Origin of the sequence: Paenibacillus sp. J2TS4, assembly GCF_018403245.1 — a bacterium.
Classification (GTDB): Bacteria; Bacillota; Bacilli; order Paenibacillales; family NBRC-103111; genus Paenibacillus_L.
In genome coordinates this window covers 575,372-597,601 of sequence record NZ_BOSH01000003.1, presented here as the reverse complement: position 1 = coordinate 597,601, position 22,230 = coordinate 575,372, and the positions used below count along the sequence as shown (strand labels likewise).

Annotated in this window: 26 protein-coding genes; 3 read left to right on the top strand and 23 right to left on the bottom strand. The window is 46.9% G+C overall.

The window, feature by feature from the left end; translation table 11 throughout:
- Positions 1 to 48 precede the first annotated feature (48 nt).
- The 8 genes from KJS69_RS09945 to sigJ form a co-directional block, all read right to left on the bottom strand.
- The gene (locus KJS69_RS09945; protein ID WP_213583560.1) at positions 49 to 1,056 is read right to left on the bottom strand and encodes an LCP family protein; all 1,008 of its coding nucleotides are present in this window, start codon (positions 1,054 to 1,056) and stop codon (positions 49 to 51) included.
- 41 nt (positions 1,057 to 1,097) lie between these two features.
- On the bottom strand, positions 1,098 to 1,637 hold the full coding sequence (locus KJS69_RS09940) for a hypothetical protein (protein ID WP_213583559.1): 540 nt from the start codon (positions 1,635 to 1,637) through the stop codon (positions 1,098 to 1,100).
- A gap of 71 nt (positions 1,638 to 1,708) precedes the next feature.
- Positions 1,709 to 3,106: an ATP-binding protein gene (locus KJS69_RS09935; protein ID WP_213583558.1), complete on the bottom strand. Its 1,398-nt coding sequence runs from the start codon at positions 3,104 to 3,106 to the stop codon at positions 1,709 to 1,711.
- 3 nt (positions 3,107 to 3,109) lie between these two features.
- Entirely contained in the window at positions 3,110 to 3,814 is a 705-nt protein-coding gene (locus KJS69_RS09930) for a response regulator transcription factor (protein WP_213583557.1), read from the bottom strand.
- Positions 3,815 to 4,112: 298 nt separating this feature from the next.
- A complete protein-coding gene (locus KJS69_RS09925; RefSeq protein ID WP_213583556.1) occupies positions 4,113 to 4,325 on the bottom strand; it encodes a hypothetical protein in 213 nt (70 codons plus the stop codon).
- A gap of 159 nt (positions 4,326 to 4,484) precedes the next feature.
- Entirely contained in the window at positions 4,485 to 5,285 is an 801-nt protein-coding gene (locus KJS69_RS09920; RefSeq protein ID WP_213583555.1) for a phosphotransferase, read from the bottom strand.
- A gap of 143 nt (positions 5,286 to 5,428) precedes the next feature.
- Positions 5,429 to 6,049: a GNAT family N-acetyltransferase gene (locus KJS69_RS09915; RefSeq protein ID WP_213583554.1), complete on the bottom strand. Its 621-nt coding sequence runs from the start codon at positions 6,047 to 6,049 to the stop codon at positions 5,429 to 5,431.
- A gap of 34 nt (positions 6,050 to 6,083) precedes the next feature.
- The gene (sigJ, locus tag KJS69_RS09910) at positions 6,084 to 6,974 is read right to left on the bottom strand and encodes an RNA polymerase sigma factor SigJ (RefSeq protein ID WP_213583553.1); all 891 of its coding nucleotides are present in this window, start codon (positions 6,972 to 6,974) and stop codon (positions 6,084 to 6,086) included.
- Between the two features lie 164 nt (positions 6,975 to 7,138).
- On the opposite strand from sigJ, the gene KJS69_RS09905 reads away from it, so the two are divergent.
- A complete protein-coding gene (locus KJS69_RS09905; protein WP_213583552.1) occupies positions 7,139 to 7,588 on the top strand; it encodes a carboxymuconolactone decarboxylase family protein in 450 nt (149 codons plus the stop codon).
- Between the two features lie 168 nt (positions 7,589 to 7,756).
- Here KJS69_RS09905 and KJS69_RS09900 read toward each other — a convergent pair whose 3' ends face one another.
- The 11 genes from KJS69_RS09900 to KJS69_RS09850 form a co-directional block, all read right to left on the bottom strand.
- Positions 7,757 to 8,707, bottom strand: coding sequence for a metallophosphoesterase family protein (locus KJS69_RS09900; protein WP_213583551.1), 951 nt, complete (start codon positions 8,705 to 8,707; stop codon positions 7,757 to 7,759).
- A 19-nt stretch (positions 8,708 to 8,726) separates the two neighbouring features.
- Positions 8,727 to 9,737 (bottom strand): PHP domain-containing protein, encoded by a 1,011-nt coding sequence (locus KJS69_RS09895; protein WP_306434402.1) that lies wholly within the window; start codon positions 9,735 to 9,737, stop codon positions 8,727 to 8,729.
- A gap of 3 nt (positions 9,738 to 9,740) precedes the next feature.
- Positions 9,741 to 10,511: a DeoR/GlpR family DNA-binding transcription regulator gene (locus KJS69_RS09890; RefSeq protein ID WP_213583549.1), complete on the bottom strand. Its 771-nt coding sequence runs from the start codon at positions 10,509 to 10,511 to the stop codon at positions 9,741 to 9,743.
- 276 nt (positions 10,512 to 10,787) lie between these two features.
- Positions 10,788 to 11,066, bottom strand: coding sequence for a DUF2277 domain-containing protein (locus tag KJS69_RS09885; protein WP_213583548.1), 279 nt, complete (start codon positions 11,064 to 11,066; stop codon positions 10,788 to 10,790).
- Positions 11,067 to 11,110: 44 nt separating this feature from the next.
- Positions 11,111 to 11,521 carry a VOC family protein gene (locus tag KJS69_RS09880; RefSeq protein WP_213583547.1) on the bottom strand — a complete coding sequence of 137 codons (411 nt, stop codon included), beginning with the start codon at positions 11,519 to 11,521 and terminating at the stop codon, positions 11,111 to 11,113.
- Positions 11,522 to 11,709: 188 nt separating this feature from the next.
- Positions 11,710 to 12,018 carry a hypothetical protein gene (locus tag KJS69_RS09875; RefSeq protein ID WP_213583546.1) on the bottom strand — a complete coding sequence of 103 codons (309 nt, stop codon included), beginning with the start codon at positions 12,016 to 12,018 and terminating at the stop codon, positions 11,710 to 11,712.
- A gap of 26 nt (positions 12,019 to 12,044) precedes the next feature.
- Positions 12,045 to 12,779 (bottom strand): YdcF family protein, encoded by a 735-nt coding sequence (locus tag KJS69_RS09870; protein WP_213583545.1) that lies wholly within the window; start codon positions 12,777 to 12,779, stop codon positions 12,045 to 12,047.
- A gap of 72 nt (positions 12,780 to 12,851) precedes the next feature.
- Entirely contained in the window at positions 12,852 to 13,427 is a 576-nt protein-coding gene (locus KJS69_RS09865; protein ID WP_213583544.1) for a DUF1572 family protein, read from the bottom strand.
- 55 nt (positions 13,428 to 13,482) lie between these two features.
- A complete protein-coding gene (locus KJS69_RS09860; RefSeq protein ID WP_374706621.1) occupies positions 13,483 to 13,662 on the bottom strand; it encodes a GNAT family N-acetyltransferase in 180 nt (59 codons plus the stop codon).
- A gap of 26 nt (positions 13,663 to 13,688) precedes the next feature.
- Positions 13,689 to 14,159, bottom strand: a complete 471-nt coding sequence (locus tag KJS69_RS09855) for an NUDIX hydrolase (RefSeq protein WP_213583543.1) — start codon at positions 14,157 to 14,159, stop codon at positions 13,689 to 13,691.
- A gap of 81 nt (positions 14,160 to 14,240) precedes the next feature.
- Positions 14,241 to 15,065: a M55 family metallopeptidase gene (locus tag KJS69_RS09850; RefSeq protein ID WP_213583542.1), complete on the bottom strand. Its 825-nt coding sequence runs from the start codon at positions 15,063 to 15,065 to the stop codon at positions 14,241 to 14,243.
- A gap of 280 nt (positions 15,066 to 15,345) precedes the next feature.
- On the opposite strand from KJS69_RS09850, the gene KJS69_RS09845 reads away from it, so the two are divergent.
- Both KJS69_RS09845 and KJS69_RS09840 read left to right on the top strand, forming a co-directional pair.
- Positions 15,346 to 16,473 carry an ATP-binding protein gene (locus tag KJS69_RS09845; RefSeq protein ID WP_213583541.1) on the top strand — a complete coding sequence of 376 codons (1,128 nt, stop codon included), beginning with the start codon at positions 15,346 to 15,348 and terminating at the stop codon, positions 16,471 to 16,473.
- 603 nt (positions 16,474 to 17,076) lie between these two features.
- Complete coding sequence (locus KJS69_RS09840) at positions 17,077 to 18,501, top strand: MDR family MFS transporter (protein WP_374706626.1); 1,425 nt, start codon at positions 17,077 to 17,079, stop codon at positions 18,499 to 18,501.
- A 627-nt stretch (positions 18,502 to 19,128) separates the two neighbouring features.
- Here KJS69_RS09840 and KJS69_RS09835 read toward each other — a convergent pair.
- The 4 genes from KJS69_RS09835 to KJS69_RS09820 form a co-directional block, all read right to left on the bottom strand.
- Positions 19,129 to 19,806, bottom strand: coding sequence for an HAD family hydrolase (locus KJS69_RS09835; RefSeq protein WP_213583539.1), 678 nt, complete (start codon positions 19,804 to 19,806; stop codon positions 19,129 to 19,131).
- 50 nt (positions 19,807 to 19,856) lie between these two features.
- Positions 19,857 to 20,381, bottom strand: a complete 525-nt coding sequence (locus KJS69_RS09830) for a deaminase (RefSeq protein WP_213583538.1) — start codon at positions 20,379 to 20,381, stop codon at positions 19,857 to 19,859.
- A gap of 555 nt (positions 20,382 to 20,936) precedes the next feature.
- Positions 20,937 to 21,401, bottom strand: coding sequence for a GNAT family N-acetyltransferase (locus tag KJS69_RS09825; protein WP_213583537.1), 465 nt, complete (start codon positions 21,399 to 21,401; stop codon positions 20,937 to 20,939).
- Between the two features lie 73 nt (positions 21,402 to 21,474).
- A complete protein-coding gene (locus KJS69_RS09820) occupies positions 21,475 to 22,044 on the bottom strand; it encodes a histidine phosphatase family protein (RefSeq protein ID WP_213583536.1) in 570 nt (189 codons plus the stop codon).
- Positions 22,045 to 22,230 lie beyond the last annotated feature (186 nt).

Here is a 22,230-nt window from a genome sequence, read left to right as displayed (position 1 = left end):
ATCTTTCAGCATAGAACGGAAACCTTCGAATATTCTATCCCCCCGGCTTTACGGAATGCTATGTTCTGCCTGAGCCGAATCGGAGGAAAACAGCTCTTCGACATAAGCCTTCAACCGTTTCTTATCGACGGTAAGCACCGAGGCTCCGTTAATCGTCTCCTCCCGCAACAGCTCCATTGGCGGCAGCTGAAGGGTGTATATGGAATCCTGGTTCAAGCGATAACCTAGCGAAGCCAGCTTGAGCATGGTCTTGGAATCCATATTCGTCTCCATGTAGGGAGCGATCTGGTTTAATATATTTGGAAGATTGACCAGGGTAGTGACCGATTGCATTTTTTGACCTACAGCCTTCAAAAATTGACGCTGACGTTCCGTTCGCGCATAGTCGGACAGAGCATCTTTGCGAAATCGGACATACTGAAGAGCTTTGTTGCCGTCCAGAAGCTGCAGCCCTTCCTTCAGATCGATCTGGTAATCCTCTTTATCTGCCGTATCCGTATATTTCATATCTTTCTCAACGTAATACTCTATTCCTCCAATGGCGTCAATCAGGCGGATGAAGCTTTCGAACTCCAGAAAAAAGTAATAATGAATGGGAATTCCGAGTAAATCGCCGACAACCTTCTGTGTCAGCTCCGGCCCCTCACGCCCGCCAAAAGAGAGGGCCGCATTGATCCGATTCTGACCATGTCCGGGAATATCCACATAGGTATCTCGGAGGATGGAAAACAGATGAGCGGTTTTGGCTACAGGATCGATCGAAACGACCATGATCGTATCTGCGCGTCCGGGGTCTTCGTCCAATCTTCCGTCTCCGCCCAGAAGCAATATATTCAATCTTTCCTGCCCCTCCCATTCTGGAATGGGGTTGGGCTCCGGCTGATGCTCGGCCCTGCCTTCATTCAGGGGCACATTTCCAGTCTTTTTTTGAATTTGTTGGCCAAAATGAATTAAAGAATAGCTGTAATAAATAACGATGAGCAGCAAGATGACGAACAGGGAAAGCCCCGTGATCCATACCCATTTGAATTTTCCAGTCTTAGCAGTTCCAAGCATTCAAGTAATCCTCCAAGCCTAGTATAGCGATAGATGCTGTATCATTCCATTTTAAACTTTCCATAATAACCTTTATTATCCACTAATTCCAATGCATTGTTGTTCCATCTGTACACGTCCAGCCCATTAACCCCTGCCCCTAAAGACCATCCCAAAATCATTTCGGCATTTCCGTCTCTATCCGTATCTACAAAGCCTGCATAATCGATGTCGTAGCCGATCCCTTTCAAATCCGATACGATGTGCCATTGCCGATCCTGCTGCTTCAGAAGCGCCGCCTTGAGCTCTCTGCCAGTAAAGAGACTTTCCTCATATACAACGACCGCCTCATCCACGCCATCTCCATCCATATCCCCGAACGTAACGGGATGCTTCCCGGTGCCAGAGATCGGCAGCACAAGCCGCGCTCCGTCCGGCAGCAAAGCTCGGACCATCGTCAGGAATTCATCGGTATGCAGATAGCCATCCGCTTGGAACGGAGGCTTGATCGTATCAGCAGGAGCCGGGGGAAATTCACAGCCTCCCGTCCAGAATAACGAGGAAACAATAAGTCCCGTCCAAGTCCATCTGCGGAAAATCATGCTCTCCTTCACCTCTTCGGCGTACTCTATCTATTCTATCTTGCAGAGAAATAAAAAGGGTTATGAAAAAGTTAAATTGGATCGGAGCGGATAGGGAGAACGATTTCGACCTTCGTTCCTTCTCCGGCTCTGCTGTCTATTAACAGGCGTCCGCCATGCAGCCCGATGATTTGCTCCGATATGGATAATCCCAGGCCGCTGCCCGCCACCTGATGATTTCCTTTGTAAAACTTGCGCATAACATGAGCTAATTCATGCTGCGCAATTCCCGCTCCGGTGTCCTTCACCGTTATGGTGACCCTATCCTCTGCCCTTCGGGCTTGAATAGTAATGCTACCTTGCGAATCTGTAAATTTAAGAGAGTTGTCGATGACATTAATCAACACCTGTTTTAACCGGTTCTCGTCGGCTTGGATGACGGGAAGCGAATCGTCTGCCCGCACCTCCAGCGCAACACCCTGCCGGGCTGCCCTGGGAGCGAGCTGTTTGCCGATATACCGCAGCAATTTGGGCAGATGAAGGGGGGCGATAAGTAATGAAATTCTCCCGCTATTCAATCGGGATAAATCAAGTAATTCCTCAACCATTTGGGATAATCGGTCACTTTCCATCTCAACGATCTCCAGACCCTCATCAAGCAAGGCCTTGTCCTTCCCTTGGTTCGCTTTCAACGTAAAAGCCCACCCTTTGATAGACGTTAGCGGAGTACGAAGTTCATGGGAAACCGATGTAATGAAATCATTTTTGAGCTGTTCGTTGTGTGCCAGCTTCGCTGCCATCATATTTAAGGTGTCGGCCAGTGTACCCAACTCATCCTTGTAACGCTTCCTGGCCCTTGCTTCCCAATTCCCCTCAGCCATTTGCTCTGCCGCAAGCTTAAGTTCCGTGACGGAGCGAGTAATGGTGCTTGACAGCAAGACGCTAAGTACAGTAACAATAACAACAACCGCGATCCCGGCAAATATAAAAATGGTGGAAATCTGCTTCACAGCTTGGTCGGTTTCGCTTAAAGATGTCATAAATCGGACCGCCCCGACCGCAGCCTCATTCACTTGTAAGGGATAGGCTACCGCCAATACAGCTTCATGGGTGGAAGGCAGGCGTCCTCTCCACTTGCCTGTGTTCCCGCTGAGGGCTTCTTGGACATCCGGATATTCGATCAGAATCATTCCGCTTGGGACTCCGGCAGAGTCCTGAAGAAGGCGTCCGGACGAATCGATAATTTGAACCTGTGCGGCGGAATTTTGCGCAAAGCTGTCCAACAATCGATCCGAATGATTATCCAGATCATCAGCGGTTAAATAGCGATGAAAGAAAGAAGCGCTCAATTCGGCCTGATTCGTAAGAATCCCTTCGACATTGCGATAATAATAATGATGCACAAAGGAAATGACAAATAACTCCAGGATAAAAACGGTCATAATCATCACGATGAGATTGCTGCCGACGACTCTTTTTTTGATTCCCAACCGTTACCCGTCCTTTCTCCAGCGGTATCCTGTCCCCCAAACCGTTTCGATATAAACCGGCTTGGAGCCATCGTCTTCAATTTTTTCTCTTAGCTTGCGGACATGCACATCTACCGTCTTCGGATCTCCGACGAAATCCTCCCCCCAGACAAGGTTCAACAGTTCATTCCGATCCATCGCTTTATCCGGATGCTCCATGAACACTTTGACTAACTGATACTCCTTCGGTGTTAATTCGATATAACACTCGTGCTTATATAGTTTGTTGGAATCCAGATCGATCCGAAGCGGGCCGGACTTCAGCACCCTTCTTGACCGCTCATCCCTGTTCCGGGTACGGCGCAGTACAGATCTGAGGCGAGCTATCAGCTCCAGCGGATTGAACGGTTTAACGATGTAATCGTCTGCGCCGAGCTCGAGTCCCTTTATTTTCTCCAAATCTTTACCGAGCGCAGTCAAAAAGATAACCGCAATGTCGGGACTGCTTTCCCTGATCTTTCTGCAAATTTCAAAGCCATCCATATCCGGCAGCATAATATCCAGCACCACAACATCGGGGCGGTGGCTCGAGATCGATTGCAGAGCCTCCGCGCCTAGAGCGGCCTCCGTGACCGCGAACCCGTTCTGATCCAGATTGATCGATACAAAACGTCTTATATGGGGGTCATCTTCCACTACAAGGACTTGATAACGATATGAAGTTTCCATGAAGGCCTCCTAAAAACGAGTAGGTAGTCTCGCAACTGAACAAGCGTAAACGAAGCGGCTGCAGCCATCCTTTAACGGCGGATTAACGTTGGGCGGTGATTTATACGCTAGATTATAAGTACGAAGTTTATAGATCCTTATAATTTAAAAAAGCTCCTCCTGAAAAGAGAGAGCTTCTAAGTCATCCATTTATACGGGATCCCTCTCACCATCCGGAGAGTACAAGTGGATTCTACTCTGAATGGGGTGGATTTGTCAACCTTTTACAGACATGTTACAACTGGCAGTAATGAACTCGCTAACCACACCATTCCTCATAATCTTCCAACACAAACTCACCTTCAATGACCAAATCGGTATCCGGTACAGTCTCGATAGGCTCTTCGGTCTCTGCCTCAAACCACATGATGATTGTTCCCGGATCATCCAGCTTGCGGGTGACATAAGCTCTCGATTCCGCCAGCCTGAACTTCTCGATTCCGTTAAACCGCTTTAAAGTTACCGTCCCCATCCGCAATCATCTCCATAAATTTGAGTCATTGTGCATCCTTGGTCCTAGGGTTCTACAGCACAATAAATTTGTTGAATGTCCTGCCTCGATCCATATCTTTCAATACGGCTCTAAGGCGGGAAAGTTGCCCTGCACATCTGTCATTGCCTGAAACGTGTATCACAACAATAAGGTATCGATGATTTGATGGAATTTCAATTTATTTTCATCTAAAGTTTGAATGCCATAGCCTTTCTTGAAGTTCTCTACTTCTTCGGCCCTATTGTTATAATAGGTCAGACTTTTTACCAAATAATAAATATCGTAGTACGGATCGGAAACCCCGGCCTCGCCTAGATCGATAAAAGCGGTTATTTCGCCATGATTTATCATAATATTTGCGGAACCGTAATCGCCGTGGGTGAAAACCAATTGATCTGCGGACGCTTTATTCTTTTCAAGAAAATCAAGAAGTTGTTCCGGGGTATGATTAGGAAAGGACCTGTTAATGATCTCCATGACCTCGTCGCTTCTCTCCTGAATGTTACGTTTAACCATGTTAATTAATTTGTCAGGGGCAAAATCATTAAAGCAACAATCCTCTATACCAATACTATGTACAGTTCTTAATCCTTCTCCTAGCAGATAACCTAAGCTTTTTTGCCCTTCTTCCGGCTCATATTGATCCGCTGAACAGCCTTCCACAAATGTCATAATTAAATGTTCATATCCATTATCCACTTGGTAATCTACGAATCTCGGAGCTGGAAGTCTGCCCTCTATCCATTTCAACCTTGCAGCCTCGTCATACAAACTTCCCGGTTGCTCCACACTCTTTGCTTTTAACACGTACTTCTGTGAATTGTTAAGCTCTAATATATTCAGAGTTTGGTAATGTCTGCCCTGATTTATTGGAGTTATTTTTATTATTTCTTCCGTGTTTATTAATTTGCTTGGTAAGCTCAATGGTTCATTTTTCATAGATATACCCCTAATATTAATCTTAGAGCTAAGGCGATCTCGACTTGCTGTACTCTGCTTGTTTGTTTGAATCTACCATTCTATATAATTTTGGCATTGCGAAATTCACATTTATTGGCTTGATTTTATAATAATCCCGCACACTATAAAAGGTAAAGATCAGCTATATTTCCATTCAGCCACTTACTCTTGTGAATTTTGTAATGATTGTACTTCTCGTGGTCGATCTCAATCCTGTTCACAAGGTCAAACCCGCATTTTTGGATCACTCTATTGGAAGGTATGTTATGGATCAGGGCTACGGCGTTAAGCTCCTCCACATTCGTGCGCTCAAATAAACACTTGATCACGGCCTGTACGGCTTGGGTAGTATAACCTTTACTTCTATGATCTCTGGATATGGCAAACATAATCTCTCTGTTTGGCGGTGATAATTCCTCCTTTATTCCCGTACAGCACCAGCCTATAAACTCGTTGGTTTCCTTCAAAATAATTCCTAGACGAAGACGAAGCTGCTCAATATGCCCTCCTTCCGAAACCGCTTGGATGAATTTTTTGTTTTCAACGGTTTCATAATGGATCAACCAATGAAGCCTTTGCTCCTTGGAAACGTTCCAATCCGGCAAAAACTCCATAATTTCAGGTTGTTGGGTCAGAGCATACAGTTCATCCAAATCTTCAATTCTGTATTCTCGTAAAATAATGTCGCTGCATTCAATGGTGAACTCATCGTCCGTTCGCCTAAGCTTTTTATCCGCATCCATATAAACTCTCCTAATCCTCTAATAGCTTTCTGCATTAGTGTTCTATCTGCTGAAAGCGTCGAAGTTTATCCGGGTTCATGACCATATAAATGTTCATGATACGTCTCGAACACGCATCCCAGTGAAAACAAATGGCCAGGACGGTTCGTCCTTGGCGCGTTAATAGCACTCCGCTCTCCCCGTTCAAAAGGACGGCGGACATCTCTCCATCGAAAGTGCCTTTGGCATTCACGCCACGCAGAAAAGCGAGCACACGGTTATTGCCGAAGATCGGCCTGTAAGCCGCTTTTGCTTTACCGCCGCCATCCGTGATGAGCGCCACTTCTTCCCGCAAATGCTTGACGAGACCTTGAACATCCCCGGTTTGAACAGCATGTATAAACTGTTTAACAAAAATAGTCGCCTCTTCTCCTGCCTCTTCATCGGAGCCTTCTGCCAGCTCCGGCGAAGCCTGGTTCATCTTCTGCTTGGCCCGGCTGAATATTTTCCGGCAGTTGCTCTCGGTCCTCTCCAGCAGCTCAGCTATTTCCGGATAGCTGTACCCTAGAATATCCTTCAGAATAAAAAGTGCCCGTTCCTGCGGAGACAAGGTTTGCAGCATGACCAGCAGCGCGTATCTCACCCGCTCGTCCCTTTCCGCCATCTCTTCCGGCTGTCCATGAATGCTGTCCAGCATCGGCTCCGGCAGCCACGGGCCCAAATACTGCTCCTTCCGGCGGGAACCGGATTGCAGCAAATTAATACAGCGGTTAATTGTCGTTTTCACTAAATAGGATTTGGGATTCAAGACCTGATTCCAGTCCTGCATGGATATACTTACAAATACATCCTGCACGATATCTTCCGCATCCGCTGCCGATCCCAGCATCCGGTAAGCGATCCGGAACAGCAGGCCTTTGTAACGGGAATAAACCTCTTCTAGCAATCCTTCATCTCCCCCGCTCCTCGAGGCAAATAGCCCCAAGAATCATGATGAGCTTCTGCTCTTTCTGTTTCATTATACTTTTCCCTAAGCCTCATGTCACAAATCGGGGGGCTTGATTGTCTTATTAATGTAAGCAAATCATCTAGGGTAGGAGGAAATTAGAAATGAGTTTAAGAATTAATCACTATCAAGCAAATTCTGCGGCCTACGAGGCGATGATGGCGTTGGAAGCCTTCGTCAAAAAGAGCGGCCTGGATCGGGACTTATACGAGCTGATTAAATTGAGGGTTTCGCAAATCAACGGCTGCTCGTTCTGTATCGATAAGCACGGCAAAGATATGCTTAAGAATGGCGAGAGCATCGACCGCATCCTGCTTCTTACCGTATGGCGTGAGGTCGACCTTTATTCAGACAAGGAAAAAGCCGTTCTGGAGCTGACCGAGCATCTTACCAACATTTCGGAAGCCGGGGTGCCCGATCATGTGTACAGCCAGGTACGTGCCCATTTTGACGAAAAGCAATATATTGATCTGATCATGGCGGTCAATACCATCAACTGTTGGAACCGGCTCGGAATAGCTACCGGGATGTCGCCGGGATGTTTCGTTCGATAGTTTTCCAGCTTAGAGCGATCAGCTAATGTCATAACGGTACGCAAAAGGCAGGCCAAAGCCCCGTTGTCGAGGGATGGTCTGCCTGCTTTTGTTACTTATCTTATTGTCCAGGAGTTATTACTGGAAATCTTTATGAAGTATCCGTCCCGTACGGCTTCCAACCGTTTACTAGCCGGTCGGTTGGTGTTCCTGCTGCTCGGTCACGACAGAACCGTCATCCAGGCGAAGCCAGGTGTCGAACCCCCGTTTGCCGGCGTGGAGGCGAATCATTCTCGCGCCGCGCGGAAAACCTTCGCGTCCGTAGGTGTTGTACCCGGTCGCCCGCCCGTAGCAGAGCCTAATGCCGTGCAGCCAGCCCGTATAATCGTTAATATGGTCGTGCCCGACAAAGGTTCCCATGACGTCGCCCCTTTCGACCATGGCCGAGAATAACCCGCTGTTCACCGGCGGACAGCACACTTCCTCGAGCTTATGCCCAAAGCACACCTCGCGTTCCCATACTTCGCGGTACTCAGGCAGCGGAATATGGAGAAAAGCAAGTCCCGGCAGCGGGCTGCCCCCATTCTGTGCCGTCATGCGAAGGGATTCGCGTTCATACCAGTCGACCTGGTCGCGCCGGATCCAATCATACCCTTTGACATGCGGAACACAGGACATATTTCCGGAATCGAAGAAATAAAGCACCGCTCCCGTTTGCCCATCCGCATCCTGAATGGGCAGTACATAATTTCCTACTCCGCTTATTTCCGCCGGACCGGGATCAGCAACTGCATAGCGGTGTTCCGTCACCACCTCCATCAGTTCCTGTCTCGTGATCTGAGCCTCCGTATCATGATTGCCGAATACTACCGCCCATGGTACCTGATGTTCCTCGGCAACGGATACGGCGTCGTGAAACGACTTGGCAGGGTCATGGCATCTGCCGGCGGTAATGACATCACCGGTAAAAACGACGAGATCGGGCTGTTCCTCCCGGAGAACCATCTGCATCAGCTTGCGGGAGCGGGCATTTTCCCGTTCGTTATCCAGTCCGGGCTCTCCCCCATCACTCCAATGGACATCCGTAAACTGCGCAATCGTAAACGTGTTATTTTCGCGAAATGTGAACACAGACTTCATAGGAATCCGTTCCCCTTTCTTAATCACGCAAGGATGCGGTAAGCCGCTTGCCTGCCTGAAAATAAACAATTTCGGTATAACCCGCAGCCAATAACCGCTCGGCCGCTTCATCGAGCATCGTGCCGATATCATCCGGAAAATGTGCATCAGAGCTCATCGTTATAGGCACCCCGTGTTTGCACAGCACCTGCAGGAAGCCGGGACTCGGGCACGCCTCCTTAACAGGATAACGGTAAGCCAGACCGGTGTTGATTTCCGTCGCCACATCCGCCCGCTTGAGGGCTGCGGCCACCTCTTCGTACATAGGCAGCAGCAAAGCTTCATCCGGCCGGTAGCCGAACACCTTCAAATTATCCAGGTGGGCGATGATATGGAACATTCCGCTCGCCGCAGCTTTCTTGACGGTTTCAAACAGAAGTTCGTACAGCGAGACCAAGTCCTGCCCTTGAAAACGATCTTGCGTTTCCGGATTGTCGAAGCCCCAGCCGTCCAGAAAATGAACCGATCCAATGACATAATCCAGCTCATAACGGGCCAGCAGCCCGCGCAGCTCATCCTCCCCGCCCGGGAAATAATCGGCTTCGATCCCGAGCGAAACGGGAACCCCTCTATCCTTGGCAGCATGGACCGACTGTATAAACGGTTGGATCGAGCCGACGCATACCCTGTCGAGCCAATAACGCTGCATTCGTCCGAGAGGCGTATGATCCAGAATCATATGATTCTCGTAATAAGAACGAAATTCGGTAAAACGGTACAGATGATCCACCATCCCGAACCGCTGAATGCCCCTTTCTGTCCCGATCCGAAAATAATGCGAGAGCCACTCCTCATGAAAACAGCCGTTCCGCAATCGCCGCTGCAAAACCTCGCCGAGCTCGTTGATCCATGACAATGTATGCGCTTCCCCGGATAACAATTCATCGTTCTTGTATACGTTCTCCAAGGATTTAGCCGTACGCTGCAGCCACCCTGTCGAATAGGGCCCTTCCTCCAGATGAAAATGAAAATCAACCTTCACGGACTCCATCTCCTACTCTGACAATATGATTTCAACATTTTTCTCCCGCAAATGCCCGATCCATTCCGCAGGACAATTCCGATCGGTCACAATCATCGATACTTCCTGAAGATCTGCAATTTTGGCAAACGTCGATACCCCCAGCTTGGAATGATCGGCCAATACGATGGCTTCTTCCGCGCGCTCCATCATTTTGCGGGAAATACTTGCCTCGTTAACATCGTAGTCCGTAATGCCATCGACAAGCGAGACGCCCCCGACGGAAATAAACGCTTTATGAACCTTAAACTGCTCAAGCATACGTTCTGTCAGCGATCCGCCCGCCGACTGCAGTTTGACGTCAACCTCGCCGCCAACAAAAAAAATCCGTCCGGAAAACAGCTCCGCCGCCAGCAGCATGGCCGAGATGGAATGCGTGACAATCGTTACATCAGACCGATCGCGTAAATAACGGATCACTTCGACCGTAGTCGTTCCGTTGTCGATCATGATCGTCTCCCCGTCTTTGACGAGCCGGGCAGCGCATCTGCCAAGGGCTTCTTTCTCCTCGCGGTTCATTTGCGCTCTTTGCAAAAAGGGCGGCTCGTTCATAATCAATCGCGTTTTAACGGCCCCGCCGTATACTTTTTTGAGCAGACCCTCCTTCTCCAAACGATCCAGGTCGCGGCGTATCGTTTCCATCGAAACGTTCAGCTGTTCCGACAGCTGAGGAACCCGGACTTTTTCGTCTTTCATCAATTGTTGTAAAATCGTCCTTTTCCGCTCTTCAAAGGTTAGTGACATCCCTTCCCCTCCTGAAATAACCTATCGGCGAAGATTCTTCCCCCGAACCACATGCCAATGACTGTTCTTCTTTTTTTACCTATTTTACATACTGATTATGACCGTTGTCAATATATTATTGTTGTTTTATGTGGTTTATTCTGTGATGATCAATAAAAGTCTTTAAGAGTCAACATGTCTGCTGCCTCTTGATTTATCTTGCAAGAAACATCCAACAAAAAAGAAAGAGAGAGAACCATTCCGTTCTCCCTCTTTCTTCCATAACTTCTCTGAAAACTAGGCATTCCCATTCCCAAACCGTTTTGCGGCTCTAACTCGCGCCCGTTCTGCCTCGACCTCGCGATTGCGAGGCTCGGCATGAGTGACCATAGAGTTCAACAATCGGCTGGCGGCCAGGGTGACCTCTTCCACCGCGCGATGGAACGCCGCTTCATTAACCTGCGACGGCTTGTTAAACCCCGATAGCTTTCGCACGAACTGCAGCGAGGCCGCCTGAACCTCCTCATCAGTGGCCGGAGGGTCGAAGTTGAATAACGTTCTGATGTTTCGGCACATAGCTTTCTCCTTTGGATAATCGGTCTATATTATCCATTTTACTACTAATTGAGGGCACTTTCATCCATATACAAGACTTCCCAGAGATGACCGTCGATATCCTGGAAGCTCCATGCGTACATAAAGCCATGGTCCATCGGATCGTTGGAAGGCTTTCCGCCAGCGGCCAGAGCCCTATTGACAATTGCATCCACCTGTTCCCGGCTTTCAGCCGATAAAGCGATTATTACTTCCGTGCTCTTCGTGGCATCCACAATTTCTTTCTTGGTGAAATCTTTAAAGCGGTTTTCCACCAGCAGCATCGCAAAAATATTATCGTGGATCACCATGCAAGTTGCCTTATCATCAGTAAATTGGGCATTAAATTCAAAGCCTACCGCCGTAAAGAAATCGATCGACTTCTGCAAATCCTTGACCGGCAAATTGACAAAAATGTTTTTTGTAGTAATTTTCATTGAAATCACCTCTTAGTTCATCCATTGCTTTGATTTTAGCACATGACCTGACAACAGATTTCTTATCGATTGCTATTTTTGTAACCAATGGGTAGGCAGTTTATTGAACTATCTTTTCCGTGGCAGAATACTTGGTATCACAACCAACTTCCTACTGTCTCATTTATCCCACTCTGCTTTCATGGTTATTAATTAGCCGGATTATCTGTGCTGCGGACTTCACTCGGCGGTTCCTGGGAAGAAGCAGGGTTAACTATATGGCTTATTCCGCGACTAAAGCTTTCCCATAGAATGAAGATGATTCCTAGAATCATCATCAGGATAGAACATACGAACGGTATGGTCCCGCCCATTTCACCTAAAGCGGTGCCCAGCCTTCCGGGAGGTGTTGTCCAGCCTGTTAATCGGGAAGCATAGATGGCTGCCGGTATATATATTCCCAAAAATAAAATAACTCCATTAAATAAGAGGATTCCTCCAGCCCATATTTTTTTCATACAAGCGGCTCCTTATCGTTACTGGTTTATAACAATGCTTTAATCATGGCAAAGTACTCTCGAATCATATTAATCGGCTTAAGATGAACAGGCGACGGGCTGGATATTCCATAGGCTTCAAATCCTGCTTTTCTAGCCAGCATTTTCGCTCTAAACATATGATAATCGCTTGTCACAATGACGATCTTCGGATTTTCTATTCCGTTCTCATGTATGATCGATTTTGAGAATAACAGGTTTTCTTTAGTACTGGTAGACTGGCTTTCCAGCACGATCCTATCTTCGGAGATGCCAAGGCTGAGCAAGTAGTCTCTCATGGCAACCGCTTCTGGAATATGTTCTCCTGGTCCCTGACCGCCCGAAACAATAACGGGAACGTGCGTGTTCTGACTGACGTAGCTAACACTCGCGTCGAGTCTTTGCCTCAGGGTGGTTGACAAGTCCACCCCTTTGAGACCCGAGCCTAGTACAATCACATAATCCGCATTCGAAACCCGGTCTGCCTTTGCTCCCATCTCGGATATGACGCATCCCTCAATAATGACAAAAGAAACGCCAAAAATGATGAAGCAGGCGACAACGATTCTTCTTAATCCCACATGCTTTTTAAAATCAATTCTTCTTAAAATGATAAAACCGAGACTGAGAGCGCAAAAAAAGACAACTGCAAAGCGGCTCCCGTACAGAATAAAAAAACATACGCATAGGGCTATTAAAGCGATATCGATCAGCACAAATTTCTTGTGTGTTGTTAATTTCATATAATCTCCTAAACTTGACGATTTAGCACATCATGCTTTTATTGAAACGTAATTCCACCGACCATTTTAGTTTTATTTCAGTTTTTTTAGTTCATCGTCTGTAAAATTTTTGATAGAACGTTTTTTGGAAAATTTTTCGCTATTGTATTTTTGCGAGCCATTCCTGGGAACCGATAAACTGTTCCACTCCTCTTTTTTCAGCAGCTTAGCGGCATAAATGATTTGTCCAATGTGATAGGGATAATGCGCGAGCTGCCTGTTAATAGCCTCCATAACAGTATGTCCTTCATTTCGTATATAGATGATTTGGGATAATTGATCGGGTTCGATAGAATGCAGTGCGTTAAACAGACAATCCCAACCTTCGTTCCATTTCTGCATGAGCTCTTCTTTCGTCTGGATGTCATTTTCAAATTCCGCATCTCGGTCCCGCCAAGCTTTTTCCCCGTCCGTCGTTAAAAAATCCGTCCATCTGGACAGCATATTCCCCCATAAGTGCTTCACCAGGGTAGCTATACTGTTAGTATCCTCGTTAAAAGTAACAAATAATTGCTCCGCCTCTACTTGATCGATCGCCTTTTCTCCCAATGCTTTGTAGTACTCAAACTGTTTCTGGATGCTATCCAGATAAATTTGGTTATTGTCCATGCTGCGCACTTTCCTTTCTCCATGATTTTTCGGATGGACTCCCTCTGCCGAATCCTTAAGGTTCTATCCAAAATCGGTTTATAACGCTGCCGTCCTCTTCTATATAGTCCTCATCTGGAATGCCTCCGTTCTTAAGGATGACTTTCTTGGAGGCAATATTATTTGAATCACATACTACGAGGACTTTATTGATTTCCAGCTTCATTATAGGTTTTACCAATTGGACCGTTGTCAAATCCTTCCTCCTATATACGCAAAGACTCAAGTAGTTCTGTTGTGCTTAACTCGGCTCGTTCTTCCCCTATCACGTTCTAACAGTAAATCCAACAATCCGTCCGGCACAAGCTTCTCCAGCTTGTTATCCACAAAGCCCTCTATTGGCTTCCATACCGCCTTGTACTTACTATTTCCTTCGATCCCGTCGATTTCCTCCTTCTCATATAAATTCTTATCTACTAACTCCGCTTCATATATAAAGTCAATTTCATGTCCAATTTGATCCATGTATTTATAAATATTTTCAATGACAAATGCCAATTCCGGTTCGTTTATTTCCGCATAGATTTCTTCCCTAACTTCTCTTATGACCGTCTGTTTGCTGTTTTCTCCGAATTCTACGGTCCCTCCAATCGGTCTGTAAAAGGTTTTCTTCACCGCTTCATCGAACGTCTGCTCAACCAGAATCCGGTCCTCCTTCCGTATTAAACATAACGATACCGTTCGTATTATCATTGCAGTATCCTCCTGCTAGCCTGCATTTTTGCAAGCTTTTGGCATTTTTTTCACCGGTCAGTAATCATTTCAACAAAAATTTCAACAAAATCGTGTTTTCATCGCCAGCTCCGTCATGACGACCATCGCCTTGTAGGCTTCCAATATATCCTTCGCGGGATAGGTGACGACCGTGGTCCCCTCCTCTATGTGAGTTCCCGGAAGCAGATGCGCCCATTCCGCCTGACCGTAGTTCGCAAACTCGATCCGGAGCAGCGGATGATCCGGAGGGGTGAGCGGCTTCACCTTCGCTATATTTTGCAAAGCATGCGCCGTTTTCTCGCGCAGCAGCTGACCGCTTTTGTGCGGAGTCAGGCAGAGCGCTGCCGTACGCGAAACTTGTTCCTTAACAACAGCCGTCGTTATGCCTGGAATAAGCGCCTCCGCTTCTGCAGCGATTTTATCGTCCCCTGCGACCATAACGACAGGCACACCGTAATAACCCGCCAAATAAGCATTAAATCCAAATTCACCGATCGCGACATCATTTATGTACATATGACGGACGCCGAATATCATGGTGTGGCTAAGAACCCCTTGCATGGAAGCTCGCGCGTGGTAGCCGATGAATACTGCAGCATCAAAGCTGGCATCCAGCCCTTGCATCATTGAAAACGGCTTGACATCCCCAGAAATCAGCTTCGCTTCCGGGTGAAGATGTTCAATAAGCAAATTGTTCATCTTGGAATGACTGTCATTGACGATCACATCCTTGCAGCCGGCTTGAAATGCCGCAGTAATTACATGATTCGCTTCATCGGTCATCAAATGCTGACCTCGAGTATAGTTCTGCTTGCTTGAATCGATAAACGTCGGATCTATTAATCCCGTAATGCCTTCCATATCTGCGGACATAAACAATTTCATCGTTATCCCAACCTCCGTTTACATATTAACTTTGATTAAAACTGCATAGATAGTTTTCTATATTTTCCCTTAATCCCCTTCTTTGTTGCCAAAATGGTGTAACGCCGGCAGGAGAATTGTGCATTCACAAAACGTGTACACTTTCATGAGCTTGAAAGCAAATTTCCATTTACAACCATGCCAATTTAGAGTAAAATATGCGCAAACACGTAATTACGTAATTAAATATTAAACAATTCTCCAGCGTGTTTAATTCAAGCCTTAAGGAGAGTGTGTATCGATGGATCGAAACTATGGCGCTGAGTTGGATGCTTTGAAGGCAAGCATGGCGGAGCTCGAAAGGTTGGTCCGGAATATGGCTGGACTGGGGGAAAAATCTGCGTTCACAGGTGCGTCCGCAAGAGGGATCGACCGCTCGCAGCAGAATGCGCCTTTGCAGGAAGGCAGCGCGGAATCAGGCGCGATTTACTTCTCGGGCTTTTACCGCAGCGAGGATCAGACGATCCGGTGTGAGCCGCAGCAAAGACCATTCGATGAACTGCTCGGCCTCAACAGAGGTAAGGCGGCTAAGGTGCTTTCCGCGCTTGGACACAAGCAGAGGCTGGATCTGCTTCTGGAGGTATGGAACGGCCCTCTTACCGGAGCGGAGCTTGTGGAACGGCTGAACATGGGGACAACCGGACAGCTGTATCATCATTTAAAGGCTTTGACCGGGGCCGATTTGCTGATGCAGGAAGAGCGTGGCGGGCGTTATACGATTGCGGATCACCGCCGGTTTCCGGTTCTGTTTCTGCTGTCGGCCGTTGCAGATTTAATCGACACAAGCGATTACATCGATATGACCGAAGCGCGCAATGAGGCTCATAACTATTTGGGGGCTGCCACGAAGGAAGGATACGATCCCCATCAGCTTCTGTGGGCCGTCGTCAGCAATACGATCCTGGAGCATCAGGCGGGCTACTGCAGCGAGATGGGCATTTACTTGCATGATGATGGCAGCGCAACCGTTGCAGATAACGGCCGGGGAATTCCAACCCGACTGCTGCCACAAACCGGCCAGCCGGAGGTGCAATCCGTCATGACCAAGCTCGACCTATTCAGCGATCCCGAGCTTTCGTTCTTCGCTCCCGGGGCGGAGAAAGGAATCAGCATCGCGGTAGTCAATGCGCTGTCGCGCACGCTAAGCGTTGAGATCCGGCGAGATGGCGGAATTTATCGGCAAGAGTATCGGCACGGCATTCCGCAATCCGGACTGATGACAGTTGGCGAGACGAATGAGACCGGCACGAGCGTCACGTTCAAGCCTGAAGCCGAGCTGTTTGCCGGCCGGTTGAACAAAGCGGAGATTGGAGCGAAAGCCAACGAGCTAAGTGATGCCTACCCCGGGCTCCGAATTCGTGTGGAATAAAAGCTTTGTAATTAGAGCGATCTGCGATCTGATTGGCAGGTCGCTCTTTTAATTGAGGAAGCTTCAGGCGCAGCTGACAAAGTTTTTATAGATGATAGTTATTCATTGAAGGTGACGCAGCGTCATCAAATATAATTATCAATTTGTGATTTTTAATCATGAGATGACTAGCCTTTTTGCTTGGCAAAAACAGAACATATGTGCTAATATAAAATGAACTTGTACAGGTTGCTCTTTGAAAACTTTTTATTGCGGCGATGGCGGACGACTCGATGCATAGCGATAATCGGGGTGCGTCAGGCCCGATTCTATTATCGCTTACATGGAGCTTCTCCTTGGGAGCTGCGGTTGCCTTTTATTGGCGTATCCGCAGTGGCTGGAAGTGCTGCGGTCTATTATAGCACCGGGATCCTGCAGTACAGATGGCCCATGCAGGCTATTCTCTGCTAGAGGTTGACAATTTGATGAATATTATTGCAAAATAAAGTGTCTTCCCCCTGCCGCTGAAGAAAGCTCGCTTTAAAGAACGCCCTTATAACAAAAAATAAAATATGGATTGGATGAGAGAGAGTGAATACTGCTGCTTCATCAGCAAGCTCGGAAGTGAATGAACTTCAACAGATTAAGAAACTCCCGATTCTGATATCGTTAATTATCGGCGCCTTTTTTTCGATTTTAAATGAGACTCTGTTGAATATCGCCCTGCCGCAATTGGAAATCTCGTTGGACGTATCCGCCTCCACCCTGCAGTGGCTGGCTACCGGTTACATGTTAGTCGTCGGTGTGTTAATTCCTGTATCCGCTCTGCTGGTCCAATGGTTTACGACGAGGCAGATGTTCCTGGGCGCCATGATCCTGTTTACTGTAGGAACATTAATATGCGGAATCGCCCCTGGTTTTGAAGTATTATTAATTGGCCGTTTGCTTCAGGCGGGCGGAGCCGGTCTCATGCTGCCCGTACTAATGAACACGATTTTGGTGCTATATCCTCCGGAGAAGCGCGGAGCGGCTATGGGCAGTATTGGGCTGGTCATTATGTTTGCCCCGGCCATCGGTCCCACGCTTTCGGGGTTGATCCTGCAAGTGGCGGAATGGCGCTGGTTATTTTTTCTGGTGCTTCCCTTTGCCTTCTTATCTATTATTGTTTCATATATTTTCTTGAAAAATGTAACGCCCGTCACCAAGCCGAAAGTGGACGTCCTGTCGATCCTGCTTTCTACTCTCGGTTTTGGAGGCATTGTGTTCGGGTTCAGCAACGCGGGTAAAAGTGAGTTGACCTGGTCCAGCCCGCAGGTTTACCTCCCTCTAATTATTGGAGGCATTTCTCTGTTGTTATTTGTCATCAGACAAATTAATTCGAAAGAACCTATGCTTGACCTGCGCGTTTTCAAATTTCCGATGTTCACCTTGACGACCGTTCTGCTCATCATTGCTATGATGACGATGTTTTCAACTATGCTGCTGCTTCCTTTTCTAATGCAGGGTGTGTTCGCGATGACGACATTCGCAGCCGGACTCGTTCTACTTCCCGGCGGCTTGCTTAACGGGTTTATTTCTCCAATTACAGGCCGCCTGTTTGATAAATTCGGACCGCGTGCTTTGGTGATTCCCGGGACCTGCCTGCTGTTAATCATTATGTGGCTGTTTACCCGAATCTCTATAGATACGACATCGACGACCCTGATCGTGCTGCATGTCCTGCTTATGATCGCCATCGCCATGATTATGATGCCGGCACAGACGAACGGGCTGAACCAGCTGCCCCGCCGGATGTATCCCCATGGAACGGCCGTATTAAACACACTGCAGCAAATATCCGGAGCGATTGGCGTTGCCCTGTTCATCAGTATTATGGCTTCCGGACAACAAGCCTTTCTTGGCCGCTTGACTGCCGAGCCTACGCCGGTCCAAATGGCCGAATCCCTGCTCTCGGGGATTCATAATTCCTTCGTGGTCGGCCTTGGCTTCGCTATCCTGGCTCTGCTGCTTTCCTTATTTATTAAAAAGACCTCAGCTCCACAGGACTAATTTCGGAGTGTCCGAGGATGGGAATAGAGCTCCACCCGAGAACCAAATGCCTGTGGCCCCACTTGAAGGAGTGGGGCCACAGGCCTTAATAATGAGACATGCTCATTAACTGGACATGAAGAAGAGGACTATATTACTTCACCTTGTGCTCCCTGGACCCGGTAACAAACATCCACCCTCACTGGCCATCCGGAGTGAGCGGCAACCAACCCTGCACAGCATCGGGTTGGGCAGCTGATCAAGCGTCCAGACACAGAGCCCGATAGATAGAGTCTCTCCGCTTGATAATGCCAGCGTCCCGTCCCCCTTCTGCAAGGCCTCGGTCCGACAAAGTACGGTGACCCGCGGTCGTTAAGCATATGTTCAAGCTTACGAGCATCGCCGGCATTTGACTGCATTCCTACATTACTTTTGGCAGGAATCCGCTCCTTTAGAGTCATCGACTGCAATTCTACAGTCAAATCTTCCGATCCATCCATTTTCGGCCCTAAATGGCCGAATGTACTGTATATTTGCAGTAGATCTGTCGAAATGGGGCCAAAAGTCACTCGTCGACTGCACTATTGCATTACATCCCTTTAATTGTCCGATCCCTAGTCTTGTATGACCTCCGTTCCCGCCATGGTACTACAAACCAATCTGTTCAAAGACATCGATTAATTCTTTTAAATGACCAATCCGATATTGCGGCTTGCGTGCATCCACTTCCCATTCGCGAAACCCTTCGAACCATATAGCTGTAAGCCCTGCATCCTCCGCTCCCGCAACATCATTAATGGAATGATCGCCAATATAAAAACTATGCTCAGCTTCCACATTTAATCGCTCCAGGGCCAGCTCAAATATTTGCGGATCCGGCTTTTTAAGCTTGACTTCATCGGAGACGACAATCGTATCAAAATACTTGCGCAAACCGACCTGATCAATTTTGGCATGTTGAGAATAGACGGCGCCGTTAGTAATTATACCTAGCTTGATTTGCTTCTCTTTAAGATGATGAATAACCTCTAGCGCTCCTTCCATCAATATCGTACATTTATAAAATTCTGAACTCCAGAAATCCAGCAGTTCATCCAGACTCGTTTCCTTCTTCCAGTTGAATTGTTCCAGAAGCTCGTTGTACAACTCCGCCTTTCGCCTGTAACCATCCCGGTCTGCTTCACGTATGTAATCAAGGATACTCTCTCTTTCTTCAGGACTGCTAACGATCAGGTATCGATCCATTAATCTCTCACTATATTCGCGAAAGGCCAGCTTTCTATTGACTAAAGTGTTATCAAGATCGAACAATACAGCACCTTTCATTTATAACGACCTACTTTCTGAGAATTTCCATTAAATCAGTAGTGCACCATTTATAGGACTAACTGCTCTATGGTGGCTCCGTAACGTGCAAGAGTCTGCTCAGCTCTCTGGAAGTTGTCGAATTCTTTATAATAATAGACCTTGGCAATTCCAAAAGCGCCCAGAGCCTTAACACAGTCCAAACATGGCGAATGAGTTATGTAAGCCGAAGCTCCTCTGGCTCTAGTACCAGCCCTGGGCAAGGCGTTGATCTCCGCATGTGTCTCATACTCAGAAGACCACTCAAAATGCTCCCTCTGATTCTCACAAAGCTTCCAATATTTTTTACCTTCCACAAATCCATCTTTTAACGTATTTTGGTTATTGGGCAGATCTAATGCCCTGAACCATTTCCCATCTATTTTCTTGAAAATATCGCAGCAATTAACGGCCTTCGGAGCAGATCCATTAACCCCAATTCCTATAATCGAATTGTCCTTAACTAAAATACACGCGACCTTCTTAGCCGCACACTTAGACTCCTCAGCGAACTCCAATGCTGCTTTCATGAACCTTTTCTCCCAATTTGAAGCCATTTTATTCCCCCTGACACAGAAAATCATATACTATATAAGTGGCACTAAAGAAAGCGATCATTCCGTTCCGAAGGAAAGTGCCTCCGAAGCTTCAAACATCTAAACTATCTCCCCAAAAAGTGAAGATGGGCTTCGAAGCGATTCCAGGTACTTTTCGGGGACCCCGAAACAACAGATTCCTTATTTATTGGATGGGCCTTCGGATGGTAGGAATACAAAGCCAAAACTCGCCCTGGAAGCATCTTTCTTTCTCCACTTCATGAGCTTTGAAATCTTTAGTGCCGTGTATATATATCGTACTTTTTTTGTTAACAAAGAGAAGTTATCCTATCCCATTTCATTTGCTCCACTTGAGTGATGCCAGCTCAAAAAATCATCTTTCGAACGGATACCTTGTTTTATTACCCCTTCATAAATATCAACGCTGAAAAAAAAGGTTGCCGTATTGCTTCGTTTCCATTAATTCTCTCTTTAAGTTGATAATAACCTCTCTTCTCTCGTCGTTCAGCTCTTGCAGTATCCGATTCATTTTTATAAGATGATTCTATCTCATCCTTATTCAAGTTCCTTCTCATAAAATATGATTTCCAGATCGTCCCATCGTTTCCGAACGGTCACCTGGTAACCGTTTCTTTCGAACAATATTTGAGCCGGGCGTTGCTTGCTTGTCGTATCTAACCTAAGTTTCCGGTAGCCTTTTTCTTTTGCCGATTTTTCCAATGCGGATAAAATCTTCTGCCCAAGCCCTTTTCTCTGAAATTCCTGATCGACCCGGATTCTCTTGATTTCTGCAACGGTTTCCGTAAATTTGCGCAAAGCCCCCATACATACTACCCGATTATCCATGAGTCCTACTATAAAATCCCCGTTGTTATTTATGTAAATCTTCTCGATGTTTTCCAGATCTTGATCTAAATCAGGGCCCTCCAGCCTTGCGTTGAATTGATTAAGACCTGCCCAATGCAGCCTTTGGACCGCCTCCTGATCCTTTGGCTGATACGGTCTAATCTCCCAGGACATCTGAACCCTCCTTTACCCTTGATGATTAAGCTTTCCGTCCCGCCCGCTCGGATAGCCTCCAGTAAACAAATCGCTAATCCCAGATCTTTTCAACGCTGTCTAATTGATTATCGCTGAAGGTCATCTTATAGATGTCTGGCTTTGAAGTGCGGTTCCAAAAGTCAAATCCAAAGTCTTTATTGTAATAATTCATAATGATGGTCATGATGTTTCCATGAGTACCGATCACGATATTTTTGCCGCGGTGTTCTTTAAGGAGCTTCTTGATAATCGGGATGGCCCTTTGTTGAGTTTCCCTCGTCGTTTCTCCCCCTTCTAATGCAAAATCCGGATCAACGAATGATTTTTCAATCGCCTTCACCAAATCTTCCCACTCCGCCTCATATTCCAGTCCTTTGATGGCTCTTTCTCTTAATTGTTCATATTCTATAACGGGAAGCCCTTTTCTCTCGGCCAAATTCTGAACCGTCTGAACGGCTCTTGCATAATTACTAGAAATAATGTAGTCAACTTCCATTCCCTCTAAAATGTCGGCTACTTTTCTGGCGGCAGCCAAACCTTCTTCAGACAACCCTCTCGTTTGCTCCTGTCCGAATATATACGGGGATTCCGCATGTCTCACCATATAAATTGTAGTTTTCATAATAAACCCTCCTGAAAGTATTTTCCATGGATATTCAACTTTTGCCAAAAATGAAAAAAGCGCCTCCGAATGACGGGGGTGTTGAACGGGGCCGAAGCCCTACTAAAACATGCCCATCTAAGAGGTCGCTCACTATGAAGTTTAAACTACGCCACATGCAAAATCAACGGATGGATGGGATAGATT

Excerpts from the sequence above, each read along its gene's own strand:
- KJS69_RS09945 (WP_213583560.1), bottom strand. The coding sequence starts at position 1,056 with ATGCTTGGAACTGCTAAGACTGGAAAATTCAAATGGGTATGGATCACG.
- KJS69_RS09940 (WP_213583559.1), bottom strand. The coding sequence starts at position 1,637 with ATGATTTTCCGCAGATGGACTTGGACGGGACTTATTGTTTCCTCGTTA.
- KJS69_RS09930 (WP_213583557.1), bottom strand. The coding sequence starts at position 3,814 with ATGGAAACTTCATATCGTTATCAAGTCCTTGTAGTGGAAGATGACCCC.
- KJS69_RS09925 (WP_213583556.1), bottom strand. The coding sequence starts at position 4,325 with ATGGGGACGGTAACTTTAAAGCGGTTTAACGGAATCGAGAAGTTCAGG.
- KJS69_RS09920 (WP_213583555.1), bottom strand. The coding sequence starts at position 5,285 with ATGAAAAATGAACCATTGAGCTTACCAAGCAAATTAATAAACACGGAA.
- KJS69_RS09915 (WP_213583554.1), bottom strand. The coding sequence starts at position 6,049 with ATGGATGCGGATAAAAAGCTTAGGCGAACGGACGATGAGTTCACCATT.
- KJS69_RS09905 (WP_213583552.1), top strand. The coding sequence starts at position 7,139 with ATGAGTTTAAGAATTAATCACTATCAAGCAAATTCTGCGGCCTACGAG.
- KJS69_RS09900 (WP_213583551.1), bottom strand. The coding sequence starts at position 8,707 with ATGAAGTCTGTGTTCACATTTCGCGAAAATAACACGTTTACGATTGCG.
- KJS69_RS09895 (WP_306434402.1), bottom strand. The coding sequence starts at position 9,737 with ATGGAGTCCGTGAAGGTTGATTTTCATTTTCATCTGGAGGAAGGGCCC.
- KJS69_RS09890 (WP_213583549.1), bottom strand. The coding sequence starts at position 10,511 with ATGTCACTAACCTTTGAAGAGCGGAAAAGGACGATTTTACAACAATTG.
- KJS69_RS09885 (WP_213583548.1), bottom strand. The coding sequence starts at position 11,066 with ATGTGCCGAAACATCAGAACGTTATTCAACTTCGACCCTCCGGCCACT.
- KJS69_RS09880 (WP_213583547.1), bottom strand. The coding sequence starts at position 11,521 with ATGAAAATTACTACAAAAAACATTTTTGTCAATTTGCCGGTCAAGGAT.
- KJS69_RS09875 (WP_213583546.1), bottom strand. The coding sequence starts at position 12,018 with ATGAAAAAAATATGGGCTGGAGGAATCCTCTTATTTAATGGAGTTATT.
- KJS69_RS09870 (WP_213583545.1), bottom strand. The coding sequence starts at position 12,779 with ATGAAATTAACAACACACAAGAAATTTGTGCTGATCGATATCGCTTTA.
- KJS69_RS09865 (WP_213583544.1), bottom strand. The coding sequence starts at position 13,427 with ATGGACAATAACCAAATTTATCTGGATAGCATCCAGAAACAGTTTGAG.
- KJS69_RS09855 (WP_213583543.1), bottom strand. The coding sequence starts at position 14,159 with ATGATAATACGAACGGTATCGTTATGTTTAATACGGAAGGAGGACCGG.
- KJS69_RS09850 (WP_213583542.1), bottom strand. The coding sequence starts at position 15,065 with ATGAAATTGTTTATGTCCGCAGATATGGAAGGCATTACGGGATTAATA.
- KJS69_RS09845 (WP_213583541.1), top strand. The coding sequence starts at position 15,346 with ATGGATCGAAACTATGGCGCTGAGTTGGATGCTTTGAAGGCAAGCATG.
- KJS69_RS09835 (WP_213583539.1), bottom strand. The coding sequence starts at position 19,806 with ATGAAAGGTGCTGTATTGTTCGATCTTGATAACACTTTAGTCAATAGA.
- KJS69_RS09830 (WP_213583538.1), bottom strand. The coding sequence starts at position 20,381 with ATGGCTTCAAATTGGGAGAAAAGGTTCATGAAAGCAGCATTGGAGTTC.
- KJS69_RS09825 (WP_213583537.1), bottom strand. The coding sequence starts at position 21,401 with ATGTCCTGGGAGATTAGACCGTATCAGCCAAAGGATCAGGAGGCGGTC.
- KJS69_RS09820 (WP_213583536.1), bottom strand. The coding sequence starts at position 22,044 with ATGAAAACTACAATTTATATGGTGAGACATGCGGAATCCCCGTATATA.